The organism is Streptomyces sp. NPDC090442, from assembly GCF_044769405.1.
Lineage (GTDB): Bacteria > Actinomycetota > Actinomycetes > Streptomycetales > Streptomycetaceae > Streptomyces.
Window position 1 is genome coordinate 110,771 of the sequence record NZ_JBIVXW010000018.1, and the last position, 13,173, is coordinate 123,943.

The window sequence follows — 13,173 nt, forward strand, 5'->3', positions numbered from 1 at the left end:
GAGCATGTCAGGGCTCTCCACCACGCGAAGCGGCGCCAGCAGCGGGGCACATCACACTGCACATCTGTGAGCGCTGCAGCGGCTCCCTACTTGCTACTTGGCAGGGAGCTTGGTTGCTCGCGCTCCCATGGAGAAGCCCGCGGCCGACGGGACGTCGACTCCGGGTGGCTCCGTGGGTGATGATCGGAGTCGTCGGCCATCCCGGCGACGGCGCGCCCCGAGCCATGGCCCGCGTAAAAGGCGCGGAGCGGCATAGGGCGGGGCCGCGACCCGACTCAATGCCCCAGGCTCGGATCAGCACCGGCGAGGACCACCACGCAACGCACTATTGGAGGCAGTCACTGTGAAGCGCATCGGCATCATCGGAGTGGGCGAGATCGGTCGGGCCATCGTGATGGGCCTACGGTACGGGGGCGACACGTCGACGGAGGTCTTCCTCTCCCCGCGAGGCGCCCGCACTGGCGCCGAACTGGTCGAAGGTTTCGGGGGCGTGCAGGTGTGCGCCGACAACCAGGATGTGGTGGACCGTTCCGAGCTGGTGATCATTGCCGTACGCCGCCAGGACCGGCAGGATGCGCTGGCCGGCCTGCGGGTTGACAGCGACAAGATCGTGGTCAACGTGATGGCCGGCGTCGCCAACGACGACCTGCGCCAGACGCTCGCCACCGACGCGCAGTTGGTCCGGGCCATCCCGCTGCCCGCTATACGCGAGCGCCGCTCCGTCACGGTGGTGTATCCGTCGCACCCGGAAGTGGACGCCCTCTTCGGGCAGTTGGGCGGAGCGCTCCCCGTTGCGGACGAGGCCGCCTTCGACGTCTTCTCCGCTCTGACGGGGACATTGACCACCCATTACACCTACCTCGCCACCCTCACCTCGTGGGCGGCCGACCAGGGCATCGCCTCCGATGACGCCGACCGCTATGTCCGAAGCCTCTTCCAGGGCGTGGGCCGCTCCCTCAACGACGAGACCCGCTCGCTGTCCCAACTCGCCGCCGACCACGAGACCCCGAACGGCAACAACGAACGCATCCGCACCACCTGGTTCAGCCAGGCCAACTCCGAAGCCCTCAAGAAGGCCCTCGACGGCCTGCTTGCCGATCTGCGGTAGTCCTTGGCACGCGCCTCGCGCCCGAGCCACCTGCGAGTCGGTGGTTGTGGTCACCGCGTTGGTCCATGGCTCACGAGCGCCGCCCATCACCGCGACTGACGCGGTGATGGGCCGTCAGCCGGTGCACACGGGCCTGTCCGGGGTTGGGTCCGGTCCTGGCGACCTGCCCCGCGTCAGGCTCTTCGGAGTCCCGAGAGACGCACTGTGGAAACCCTGTCATTGGCGGGAACGTTTCTCTGCGACCTTCCGGCCGACTGGCGAGCGAGATCCCGCCGGGATGCCAAGAATGCCCGCCTGACCATCAATGCCGGACATAGCGTGATGGGCATGACATCACCGACCACTGCGGGCTCCCCGCAGGGACGCTCATGGATCCAGATCATCCCGAACGACTTCAATCACCCCGTCAACAGCGCCGGCCCCAACTACGAGTCGGTCTCCGAGGTTCCGAAATTCACCATCCCCTATGCCGGCGTGTGGCTGGTCTCCTACAACATCCGCGCAAACATCGGTTTACCCGCGCAGGGGGCACTGTGGATCCACACGGCATTATTCACGCAGGCCGGAGTCATCTCCGGCAGTGAAGCACTGACCGGCATAAACGCAGGCGCGGGTCACGGGCTCCAGACGACCTCCGGGCAGACGTTCCTTCACGTCTTCGCCGCCGGGGACACGGTGGAGCTCAAGACGTACCGCGTCGGGGCGAGCAGCGGCGCCTCCATCCTCAACCAGGGCGACGGACGCACCGGGGTCATGGCGCACTGGGTGAGTCCAGGATTCTGAGCATCAGCGCACGCGGGTGACACAATCGGCCCACGGAGTGTCCGGTGGATCGCTTATGTTCCGCCGGACACGGCATCGTGATGCTTAGCATCATTTCACGAAGCGCTTTGCAGCGGTAAGCGGGAAAAGGACCCGTTCACACGAATGCATGACGCGGATGAATCTGCCGTGAAATCACGTGAGTTGAAGGGTAGGAAGTCACACACTCGCGGAGTCGCCGACTTCGCACACTCACGTCAAGCTGCGCTGTCGCGAGCGTCTGAGCGGCCCGGCCGACCGAATCGGCCGCCCGCCAAAGCCGCAAGCCACAGACACCGTGCCGCCGTACCGCTCACACCGCAGGGATTGCCCATGAAGACGGTCGTCGTCACCGGAGCCACCAGCGGCATCGGCCGGGCCACCGCGCTCGACCTGGCCACCCACGGCTTTCACGTCATCGGCACCGCCCGGTCCATGGCCAAGGCCGAAAGGCTCGTCTCCGCCGCCGCCGAACGCGGCCACAGCCTGCGCACGGTCCTCCTGGACATCACCAACCCCGACTCCTGTCGGGACGCCGTCGCGGAGATCGCCGACCTGACCGGCGGCAGCGCCTGGGCGTGGGTCAACAACGCCGGCGTCGCAGCCGCCGGAGCCTTCGAAGACCTCGACGAAGCCGACGCGCGCGCCGTGCTGGAAGCCAATCTGCTTGGCACTGCCCGCATGACGCGCCTCGTCCTGCCCGGCATGCGCCAACGCGGCGAAGGCCGCATCATCCAGATGAGTTCCATCGCCGGGGTGTTCCCCCTGCCGTACCTGGGCTGGTACTGCGCCGCGAAGCACGGCCTGGAAGCCTTGACCGACGCCCTTCGCGTCGAGATCACCGGATCCGGTATCCACCTCTCCCTCATCGAACCCGGCTTCATCAACACCCCGATGGTCACCGACGCCCTCGCCCGGCTCCCGGCACACTCCCGCTACGCAAAGGGCTACGAACGCTCCCAACGGATCATCACCGGGCGACGCCCCCAACAACCCGAAGCTGTCGCTCGCACAGTCCGCCGCGCCCTCACCGCCCGCCGACCGCACCATCGCTACCGCACCGGATGGGAAGCATCCCTGACGCGCCTCCTGCGTCTGGCCCCGTCCAGCGCCGCAGATGCGGTGATGCGCACGCTCCTGCGCCCGTAGTGGACGGTGCCCTTCACAGCGGATCGATGGCGACTGCTGGCCAGAACCACCCTCAGGCACCAGACCACCTGATCCACAACGGCCTCACGCAATCCTCCTAGTAACGAGTGATCGCGGTGGGTCCGGAGGTGGTTCCGATCGCGATGTGCGGTCGCTGGTGGGGCTTGACCCAGGCCAGGATCCGGCGGACGGCGTCCGCGGGGGCGGAGACGCAACCGGCTGTCGCGGCCCGGCCGTTGACATGGAGAAAGATGCCCGCGCCCCGGTCGCGAACCGGCTTGGCGTAGTTGAAGCCGATGACGAGCGCGTGCGTGTACTGGGTGTCGTAGTCGGCGAGGTGCTCGGACTCGGTGGCGCGGCAGTCGGCGGGCAGCGGCTCGGTCCAGCGGTTGTAGGCGCGCGAGCGGCTGTCCTCGCACCACCAGGAGTTCTGGTTCACGCGGCGGTACGGCACCGAGGTTCCGCTCGGCGGGGCCTTGATCCCGAAGCCGTAGGGGAGGTCGTAGAGGCCGGTGGGGGTGGTGTTGGTGCTCTGTCTGCGCTTGTCGCCCTCGACGAGGCCGTTCGCCCCGAACCGGGCGGGTGCGCTGCCGGCCGCGACCCATGTGCCGCCGCGTCGGTCCCACCAGGTCAGTGTCCCGGTCGTGGCGTCGGTGCTGGGCGCGACGGCGGTGATGAGTTGGCTGCCGCCGCCGGTGTCGGCGAGCCGGTCCGGTAGCGGCGGGCCGCTGCCGTCCGGGGTCAGGGCGAGCAGGACGGCAGTGAGTGCGACACCGGCAGGTACGACGGCCACGGCAACCCCCGGGGGAAGTGGGACGGTTGGTCAGAAGTTACCGGCGGCGGCGGAAGGAGTCACGGAGTTCGGCCGTGACGACGGTGATCGGGCGCGGGCCGTTGGTTGTTCGTGGTGCGGCGGGCGGTATTGGTGCGCGTGGTCATCGGTATGACGCTCATCCCGGAGAGGCGGGCCAGGAGTCGGCCCTCTGGGGAGAGCGCGACGTGGTCTGAAGTGCGGGAGTCCCAGCGCAGTTCGATGCCTTCGGGGTGGCGGGCGGCCAGCACGGGGTCGTTGGCGGCGCAGTGGATTTCCAGCCGCCGCAACGCCCGGGGGACCGCTACTTCCGTGGTGCCGTCGGGGCGCGGGCGCAGGGCCTGACAGCGGGCCAGGCTGTCGAGCAGGACGGAGGGGAGGGTGAATCCGGTCAGGGCGGCGGGCAGGGTGGTGGGGTCGGGGCACCACAGTGCGCTGGTGCCGTGCGGCATGTCCCGCCATCGGCAGGTGGCGCGCAGTACACCGGAGAGTGCGACGGGGGAATCGGATAGGTAGTAGGGGTCGGTCGTCGGCAGTCCGTCGTGTGCGTCCCAGGGTTGTGTGAGGGCGGGGTCGTGGTTCTCGGTGGGTTCGTCGTCCAGGAGGACGGTGGCCCGGAAGAGCTCGCGGTCCGGGCGCAGGAGCAGTCCGTGGGGGCTGATGACGTCCGAGGTGATCCGGACGTGAACGGCGTTGCTGCCGTTGTCCGTTGTGGCCCGTTGGGCGTGCACGTGGTGGGGTGCGCGTCCGCCGGGTCGGACGAAGGCGCGGAACTGTAGGTTTTCCAGGGTGGTGGGTGAGGCGGAGGGGGCCAGGTATCGGGCGGCTTCGGCGGCGATCTCGGCGAGGAAGGTGCCTGGCATGGTGGGGGCGCCGCCGACGAGGTGTCCGTCGAGGTAGCCCTCGCGGTTGAGGGTGAGGGTCCAGACGGCGGAGTCTGCGCTGCGTCGTGTGGGGACGCCGAGGAAGTGTCCGTCGGGTGGTGGGAGGGCGGGGCTGAAGTAGTGCGGGAAGTGTCCGCCGAAGCTCTGTTTCTCGGCCTCGCCGACGAAGGTGACCACGGGTTCGTTCGTCGGCCGTGCTGCGGACTCGGCCACGAAGTGGGCAGCGCCTTCGGGCGGGTTGAGGGGGGTCATGCGCTGGTTGCGGCTGTTGAAGGCTTGGAGGAGGTCGCTGGAGCCCATGCCGGTCTCTGCCCAGACGGTCCAGGCGATGGTGAACTCGTCGTGTCCGCGGGCGCCCGCCTCGTACTGGGCGGCGGCGGAGTAGAAGTCGTTGGCCGGTGCGTAGTCCGTCTCGCCCGGTAGGCCGACCAGGCCGGTGACGGAGCCGAAGTTGCACCAGCGGTGCGGTGGTGCGGCGGCGAGGGCGGTCTTCCAGTGGTGGTAGGCGAGCAGTTTCACGTCCCGGATCCGTCGGAAGCCCGCGAGGTCCTTCTGGTCGATGTTGCCGGCGTTGTGCAGACCGGCGCCGTTGAGGAACAGTTCGATCTCCGGGTCGGTGTCCAGGATCGTACGGGTGGCAGCGGCGACGGAGGCGGGGTCGGTGACGTCGCATGTGAGGTAGTGGGCGCCGGTCGGTCCGCAGAGCTGCCGTAGGGCGTGCAGCGTGAGTTGGGATTCCCGGGCGCGTAGCAGTCGGTCGAAGTCCCGGCTGAGTCGGGCCGGTGTGGGGCGGTCCGGGCCGTGCAGCCCGCGTTTGATGTGGGCTGCGCGTAGGGCCTTCAGCTCGTTGTCGGGAGCCCGTAGGAGGGAGTCCGGTACGTCGTCGAGGGACGAGGAGCCGATCAGCCAGACCTTGATCGGGGTGGCGTGTGCCAGGCCCTTGAGGACGGCGGCGGTGATTCCGCGGGCGCCGCCGGTGGCCAGGACGACCGAGCCGGGTGCGAGTCGGTACTCCCGTTCGTTGGCCGAGGATCGTGGTGGGCTGGTGTGCAGTCGGTGCCGGTAGCGGGTGCCTGTGCGGTGGACGACGGAGGGTGAGCCGTCGTACTCCCTGATTTCCGCTGCGAGTTGGGTTGCGGCGTCCTGCGGGGGCAGGTCGGTGACCAGGGCGGCCAGGCGTGCCTGGGGCCATTCCCAGGACAGGCTCTTGGCGAAGCCGGTGAACAGTGCCGTGTGGGGGTGGGGTGTCCCCTGCGGCATGGGGTCAAGGAGCAGGATGCCCAGGGTGCCGTGGTCGGCGATCCGGTCGCGGCCGCGCTGGGCGATCAGGAACATGGCTTCCTGGAGGGTGAGCAGGGACCTGTCGGGGGCCTTCGGCCAGCGGCGGTTCTGGTGCCAGGACGCCACCACCCTGAGGTGCCGGACGTCCTCCGCGCCGTCGCGGAACGCCCGCTCTACGACGGCTTCGGGGGTGTCATCCGGGCCTACGGTGACCACACGGTCGGCCGGCCTCAGTGCGGCGGCCGCGTCGGCCGGGGCGGCGGCGTCCACGAGCAGCAGGGTTGTGCCGGGTTTGCCGGGCGGAGTCGTCGTGGTGTCGGGTCGGTGGGCGTCTGCCCCGGCCGTCGGGGCAAGCGGCTCGGCTACCAGGGTCTCGGCGTAGCGGCGGGTGGTCTGCTCCGGCACGGCCTCCGGTTCGGCAACGGCCTTGGAGTCGGGGGCGCTTGGAGGGCGCACGGTGATCACCGGGGCCGGGTGGGGGCCGGTGACTTGGGTGGTCGACGTGTCGTCGGTGCGCAGGACGGCCGAGAGCAGGTCGATCACGCCGTCGGCGGCGAGGTAACTCGGGCGCCGGTCCGTGCCGTGCGGTGCGGGCGGACGGGAGTCCGGGTCGGGTGGGGTGATGTCGAGTCGGCAGAGCACCGGCCATCCGTGGGCCCGGGCCTGTGGTTCCAAGGCCAGGGCGAGCAGCAATGCGCCCTCGGCCAGGGCCTCTTCGTGGGTCCTCAGGAGGGTGGCCAGTTCGGGAGTGCTGTTGCCGTTGAGCGCGAGGGCCAGGGCGAGGTCCATCTCGCCGGACCGCAGGTAACGTCCGGCGGTTTCGACGGCGACCAGCCCGGAGGCGAGTCCCGCGTCGATGGCCAGGACCGGTCCGTTCAGCCCCAGTTGGTTGCTGATGCGGGACGGGACGACGTTGGGCATGATGCCCGGCTGGGTGTTCTCGCTCGTGGCGGCGGTAGTGCGTCGCAGCTCGTGGACGGCGGCGCGGACCGCCGTGTGGAGGTCGTCGCGGTGCAGACCGGAATCGATGTCGAGGCGGCGGCGAGGGAGTTCGGTGAGGCTCTGTGCGTAGCAGCGCAGTGCGGCGGTGCCGAATCCGGCGGGTGGTCCGGTGTGGGCTGCGATCACTCCGGTGGTTTCTTCCGTGCCCTGCCATATCGGTCCGTGCTCGGCGGTGAACAGGTCGGCGCTGAGCAGCGCCATGAGATGGGTGCGGTCGACGGCGGCGAGGGTGCGTGGCGGCAGACGCAGACCGTGGGCGGAGGCCAGTGAGGAGAGGTCCTCGAAGCTTCGGGCGCTGGCCGGTGGGGCGCCGGATCGGAGTCTGGCTTCGGTGTCCTTCCGGTTTGGCATGCCTGGCAGCAGTGCGCTCCAGGCGATGAGCACCAGTTCTCCCTCGCGGTCCGGGCGGCCTGCGTGGGGTGCGGCGGCGCCGGGGCCGGGGTCGCGCCGCAGGAGTTGGTGGCCGTTGGTCCCGCCGAAGCCGAAGCCTGACACTCCCACGATTCGGTCGGTCCCTCGTCCCGGGTCGGGGAACGGGGTGTCCTGGAGCGGGATGATCACCCGGCCGGCCGGAGCGTCTGGCGGGAGTCGGTCGAATCGACGCTGGGCCGGTACGAGTCCGTGGCGCAGGCCGAGGGCCGCGTGGATCACCGAGACGGCACCCGCGGCCCAACCGGTGTGTCCGATCAGCGACTTGTTGCTCGTGCACACCGGTGTGCGGTCGGAGGCTGTGGTGGCGCCTCTCGCCGCGTCGTGCAGGGTGCCGAGTTCTACGAGGTCGCCCGCCTGGGTACCGGTGCCGTGGGCGACGATCCAGCCGACGTCTTCGGGGCGGACGGCGTTGACGTCGCGCGCTCGGCGCAGTGCCAGCTCCTGGCCTCGGGGGTTGGGCGCGTAGATGGACTTGCCGCGGCCGTCGGCGGCCGCGCCGAATCCGGCCAACAGGGCATGGATCTGGTCACCGTCGCGGCGTGCGTCTTCCAGCCGCTTGAGGGCCAGTACCGCGGCCCCGTCGGAGAACAGGGTTCCGTCGGCTCGCGCGTCGAAGGGGCGCACGTCGCCGGTGTGGGACAGTCCGCCCAGTCGGCTGAAGAGGACGGAGAGGCGCGGGGTCACCATGTAGTAGCCGCCCGCGAGCGCCAGTTCGCACTCCTCGGCCAGCAGTGCCTTGGCCGCGAGGTCGATGGCGTACAGCGATGAGGAGCAGGCGGTGTCCACGACGGTGTGTCGAGTGTGGGTCGGGACCAGGCCCGCCGTCGCGGAGCGGACCACCGAGTGCGGCAGGTGTGCTCGGGCCCGGCCGTCGTCGAAGGGATACCCTGCCCGCAGCAAGTCCCGGAGTCGTTCGGTGAGTTGCCCTGTCGGCTCCTCACCGGGCCAGTGCGCGGCGATTCGGCGCACGGCGTGCTCGACGACGAGCGCCTCCTCGAAATGTTGGTTGCCGTCCGTGCAGGCACCGACGAAGCACGACACCGGCTTGTCGCGTGGCACGGTCAGTGGCGCGGTCGCCTGGACGATGCTGTGGCGAAGCCAGCGTGCTGCCAGGTCCCCCTCGGCACCTGACTGACTGGGCGAGAACGGTTCCTCGCCGCGTACGAAACCCAGTGTCCGGCTGTAGGTGCGGTCCTCGGCCCGCGGGTCCGGATCCCAGAAGTCCGCCAGGGCGAACCGTCCGCCGGGCTCCGCGAAGACCGGTCGGTCGCCGCGCAGCAGCGCCCACAGTGCGTCCGGTGATGCCGCGCCGGGCACCTCAAGCCCCATGCCGACGACGGCCACGGCACCGCTGTGGCACGTGGTCGGTGCGACGCGCGCGGGTCGGTGGACGTGGGTGGGGGCCGCCGCGGCGGGTTCGGGGGGAGGAATCGTTCCGGCGGGCTGCTGGGGTGAACTGGTCACCCTCGTCCCTGGGTTCGGGGTCGGAGCCGCGGGCATGGCGGACGCCTTGACGCCGGTGGCGGCTGTGTGGGTTGTCGGGGATGAGCCGAGGGCGACGGTCCCGTCCGGATGCGGGGTGGCTGGCTGCCGGCTGGGCGCCTTGGTGGGCGGTGGGTTGTCACCGCGCAGCATGGCCCGGCCCAGGGACAGGCCGCCGTCGGCGAGGAGGCACTGACCGGTGATCCAGCTTGCCGCTGGCGAGGCGAGGAAGACCACCACCTGCGCCAGTTCGGCTTCCGTACCCAGCCGCCCGAGCGGCGACGCCTCCCTGGAGGTCTGCAGCAACTGCTCCCGGTCCGGGAACAGGTCCATGGTCCGGCTCTCCAGGAAGCCGGCCGACGCGCTGTTGACCCGCACGCCCCGGGGGCCGAAGTCTGCGGCCAGATAGCGGGTGAGCCCTTCCAGCGCGGCCTTGCTGACACCTACCGCCGCGTAGTTGGCGACGGCCAGGCTCGCCCCGAGTGAGGAGACGTTGACGATCGCTCCCCTGCTGCGGGACAGCAGGGGCAACGCAGCCCAGGCACAGCGCCGCGGGCCGTGCAGATTGACCTCGAAACAACGGTGCCAGTCGTGCTCGGTGAGCACCTCCGACGACTCGAACACCCCACGCGCGGCGCAGTTGACCAGGGCATCGAGTCGCCCGTGGTGTTCGTGCACCGTACGTATCATGGCCTCCACGTCGCCGGGCTTGGCCACGCTGCCGCGTACGAGCTCTACGGTTCCGCCCGTCTGCCGGATCTCCTCGCGCAGGGCCTCGGCGGCCTGCTGGGAGTGGAAGTAGTTGGCGATCACATGGGCGCCGCGCCGGGCGAACTCGGCCACGACGGCCCGGCCCACTCCTTTGGTACCGCCGGTGACCAGGACGACCCGGCCTGCGAAGTCCGATTCCGTGGCCGGGCTCATGCCGCTGAGCCTCGTGAGGAGGTACCCGAGGTGGCGTGGGGCAGGCTCACGACGAGCTCGGCCACCGACTCCAGCGTGCTGTAGTTGGTGATCCGCAACGCCGAGCGGTCGACCGCCAAACCGTGCCGCGTGATGATCTGCGCGAACAGCTCGGTCTGTTGGATGGAGTCGATGCCCAGGTCGGCTTCCAGCTCGACCCCTGGCTCGAACACCTCCACCGGGTAGCCGACTGCCTCGGCATACATCTCCCGCAGCTCCTCCAGAACCTGCGCGGCGCTCGGACCGCTGTCGGATCCGGGTGGCGGCGGGTCCGGGTGCGGAGCCGGGACGGGCTCACTGGTCGCCGGCACTCCAGTTGCCTCAGGCGCGGGAGGAACCTCGGAGCCCGGAGGGAGCAGGGCGGTGCGGAGTGCCTGGGAGTCCGTGCGGCGGCGCAACGGTGCCAGCGTCTCCACCGCCGGTACGGTCTGCACGACCAGGTCGGTCAGTGTCGTTCGGGGCCCGGCCTCCACGAAGCGGCGAACGTCGTACCCCCGCAGGGCACGTACGGAGTCCGAGAAGCGGACCGGTCGGGTGAGGTGGCCGACCACGACCTCTGTCGCGTCGTCTCCGGTCGAGACCTCCCGCGCCAATAGCGGAGAGAACACCTTCACCCGTGGGGTGCGGCGCGGGATGTCCGCCACGCCCTTCGCGAAGCGCTCTGCGGCGGGAGCGAGCAGCGGGTGGTGGAAGGGGTACGGCGCGCGCAGGTGCGTGGCGCGCAGACCAAGCGTTTCCGCAATCGATCCGACCCGGCCCAGAGCGGCCAACGGGCCGGATACCACCACCTGTTCGGGGCTGTTGTCCGCGGCGATCACCACGTCCCACGCGTCCACGGCCCCCAGGATGTGTGCCGCCCGCCGATGCCCCGTGTTGAGCGCCAGGAGTCCGCCCGGCGGTGGCGGGCACTCTGCGAAGGCGTCGTCACGCAGGCACACGATCTCGGCGCCCTCGCGCAGGCGGTAGACCCCGGCAGCGGTGAGGGCGGTGATCTCTCCGAAGCTGTGGCCGGCCACCATGTCGCAGCCGACCCCGTATTCCTCGGTGAGAAGGCGGAAGGTGGCCATTCCCGCGGCGAAGATGGCCAGGTGGAGGCGGGCCGGTTCGGTCTCGACCAATTCCTGAAGGGGTGGGGCGTCCTTGTCGGTCAGCAACTCGGCGACGGGTGAGCGGGACCGTTCGGCTGCGAGGGCGTCGATCTCGTCCAACGTGTCGCGGATAGTTCGGTGGCTGGATATCAGGTGGAGGAAAACGCCGGGGAGATAGCCCCCTTGGCCGGGAAAGAGGAATGCGGTTCGCAGCGTCACAGTGATGTCCCTGGAGCGGTGCCGGTGCCGATGAAGGCATGTCCGTCGGGTGGCGGACTTCTTGAGGCGCGCCAGACTGAGTGGCTAGAAAAGGGGTCCGATCTCGCAGCCATGAGGTGGCATACACCGGATCGTGGCCTCACGCCTCTCATCGATCATTACCGACTCGCGTCAGTCCGTTGAAGGCGCACGGACCTTACGCCGGAAGGCTCCGGCGGACAGTCCGGCGATGTGCACTCCCCCATTGTCCGCTGGGGCACGGCGAGTTCCTCGGTCGGTGGTCTTCGTCAGCGGTGGGGCGAGAATTACCTGTGTGGCGCCAGGAACCTCAGCAGTGTCGGTGTGGTGGTGTCTGGGCGAACTGCGGGTACGCCACGAGGCCAAGGGCTGCACGTCAACCTCCAGGCGTGGAGGGCCAGTTCACCCAACGACCGGCCGACGCTTCTCTTCCATCACTGGTTGCGGGCGCGCCCCGAGGCCGTGCCGGATCTCGCCACCTACGCCGACGTCAAGGGCCCCGTGGTCGATCTCGTGGTCGATCTCGTGGTCGCCGTGGCCGAACCCTGGGCGCAGGCCACGGGATGGCAGCCCTCCGCCACGAAGACGGCCCGACCTGCGCCCCACCACCGCTGACTCCCCTGCTACGGCCTGCCATCAGCCGCTACCCAACCGGCCGCCCGTCAGCTTCACCGTCCGCGGGCTGGCGTCGTCAGCAGCCTCGCCGCCCGGCCGGCGACCGGCGCCCGGGCCAGGCACGCCCGCGCTGACCCGCTGTTCGCCGACGGTTGTCCACTGGGACCCGAACTACCGTTCCGCCGGCCGGTCTTGAGCCAGGACGTGGTCTGCCCCGTGCCCGCTCCCCACGATCACCGGCCGCGCACTACTGGGTTCGCCGCCTCGATCTGGGCCTGCTGGAGCAGCCGCTCCCAGGTGCCGTCGGTGGACCGTATCTGATCGCGCAGGCCGGGCCCGGTGCGGTTTGCACGTGATGAGAAGGACCGGCGGGCGAGGGTGGGCCTCGTGGGACGGGCAGCCGATGCGGATCTGGGTCAGCCCCAGAACTCCCGCAGGGCGGCGTTGACGGCAGCGGGCTCCTGGGTGTGCGGGTAGTACCCGGGCACCCGCAGGAGGCGGCCCCCGAGGGAGTCCGTGAGGGACTCGGCCACGGCCATCAGGGGAACCCCCACGTGCTCGCGGTACGCGGCCGGTGCGCCATCCCAGGTTCCGCAGATCACCAGAACCGGCAGGGCGGCGCCCTGGATCGCCTCCAGCGGGATCTCCGCCTCCCAGATGGGTCGCTCCCCCATGGAGGTGGCAACGGCGCGGAGCCTGCGCGGCGTGGGCTCGGGCATCGCCATCCCCAACCCCTCGGTGGACGCCCGTAGATACTGCTCCGGCGTGATGTCTTCCGGGAGGCCAGGGGCACCTTCGCGCACCCGGTCGAGGAGCGCGGCGACGGCTGGATGGTGCGCGGCGGCGGTGAAGGCAGAGGGTTGGATGAGGGCAAGGGAGCGGACGAGGTCCGGTCGTCGCGCGGCGACGATGAGCGCGGCGACGGCACCGTTCCCGTGCGCCACGAGGTGGGCGCCGCCGGGCCCCACGCTGGAGGCCCCGTCGTCAAGAATTTCCACAACGTCCTCGGCGTCGACGTCGAAGTCGCTGCGCGCGGTGTCCGGGCTGTCCCCGTAACCCCGACGATCCATCAGGAGCAGCCGCCGGCTGTCCGCGAGGGGCCGCTGCCCGCCAAATCCGTATGCGGAGTCGCTGCCCCAAGTGAAGATGTTGTGGATGAAGAGGGCGGGGGCAGCAGCGGCCCCCGGGGCCCGGCCTCCTCCGGCCCCATCGCGGTCATCCCACACGGTCACGTGAACGGCTGCCATAGGTCATCCTCCCGAAGCTGACGAACATCAACTCCCTTGAGGCTAAGCCTTGATCCACAGCTGATGCCCGTGA

The 13,173-nt window shown here is 70.0% G+C and carries 8 protein-coding genes; 4 read left to right on the top strand and 4 right to left on the bottom strand.

The features are described 5' to 3' along the window. Positions 1 to 343: 343 nt before the first annotated feature. The 3 genes from ACIQU6_RS15505 (at position 344) to ACIQU6_RS15515 (ending at position 3,058) form a co-directional block, all read left to right on the top strand. Positions 344 to 1,108, top strand: coding sequence for an NAD(P)-binding domain-containing protein (locus tag ACIQU6_RS15505; protein ID WP_403482130.1), 765 nt, complete (start codon positions 344 to 346; stop codon positions 1,106 to 1,108). 204 nt (positions 1,109 to 1,312) lie between these two features. After that, positions 1,313 to 1,891 (top strand): hypothetical protein, encoded by a 579-nt coding sequence (locus ACIQU6_RS15510; RefSeq protein ID WP_403482131.1) that lies wholly within the window; start codon positions 1,313 to 1,315, stop codon positions 1,889 to 1,891. A gap of 351 nt (positions 1,892 to 2,242) precedes the next feature. After that, positions 2,243 to 3,058, top strand: a complete 816-nt coding sequence (locus ACIQU6_RS15515; RefSeq protein WP_403482132.1) for an SDR family oxidoreductase — start codon at positions 2,243 to 2,245, stop codon at positions 3,056 to 3,058. Positions 3,059 to 3,155: 97 nt separating this feature from the next. On the opposite strand, the gene ACIQU6_RS15520 is transcribed toward ACIQU6_RS15515, so the two are convergent. The 3 genes from ACIQU6_RS15520 to ACIQU6_RS15530 are packed head-to-tail and all read right to left on the bottom strand — an operon-like array spanning position 3,156 to position 11,220. Further along, entirely contained in the window at positions 3,156 to 3,851 is a 696-nt protein-coding gene (locus ACIQU6_RS15520; protein ID WP_403482133.1) for a L,D-transpeptidase, read from the bottom strand. 59 nt (positions 3,852 to 3,910) lie between these two features. Continuing rightward, on the bottom strand, positions 3,911 to 9,874 hold the full coding sequence (locus ACIQU6_RS15525; protein WP_403482134.1) for an SDR family oxidoreductase: 5,964 nt from the start codon (positions 9,872 to 9,874) through the stop codon (positions 3,911 to 3,913). Beyond that, positions 9,871 to 11,220, bottom strand: a complete 1,350-nt coding sequence (locus ACIQU6_RS15530) for an acyltransferase domain-containing protein (RefSeq protein WP_403482135.1) — start codon at positions 11,218 to 11,220, stop codon at positions 9,871 to 9,873. Before ACIQU6_RS15530 ends, ACIQU6_RS15525 begins: the two co-directional genes overlap by 4 nt. A gap of 459 nt (positions 11,221 to 11,679) precedes the next feature. Here ACIQU6_RS15530 and ACIQU6_RS15535 point away from each other — a divergent pair, with 459 nt between their 5' ends. Then, positions 11,680 to 11,853: a hypothetical protein gene (locus ACIQU6_RS15535; RefSeq protein ID WP_403482136.1), complete on the top strand. Its 174-nt coding sequence runs from the start codon at positions 11,680 to 11,682 to the stop codon at positions 11,851 to 11,853. Positions 11,854 to 12,269: 416 nt separating this feature from the next. Here ACIQU6_RS15535 and ACIQU6_RS15540 read toward each other — a convergent pair whose 3' ends face one another. Continuing rightward, positions 12,270 to 13,100 (bottom strand): alpha/beta fold hydrolase, encoded by an 831-nt coding sequence (locus ACIQU6_RS15540; RefSeq protein ID WP_403482137.1) that lies wholly within the window; start codon positions 13,098 to 13,100, stop codon positions 12,270 to 12,272. Between the last annotated feature and the right edge of the window lie 73 nt (positions 13,101 to 13,173).

What these genes read in the sequence shown, in the direction of transcription:
- ACIQU6_RS15515 (WP_403482132.1), top strand. Translation starts at nt 2,243, where the DNA reads ATGAAGACGGTCGTCGTCACCGGAGCCACCAGCGGCATCGGCCGGGCC.
- ACIQU6_RS15525 (WP_403482134.1), bottom strand. Translation starts at nt 9,874, where the DNA reads ATGAGCCCGGCCACGGAATCGGACTTCGCAGGCCGGGTCGTCCTGGTC.
- ACIQU6_RS15540 (WP_403482137.1), bottom strand. Translation starts at nt 13,100, where the DNA reads ATGGCAGCCGTTCACGTGACCGTGTGGGATGACCGCGATGGGGCCGGA.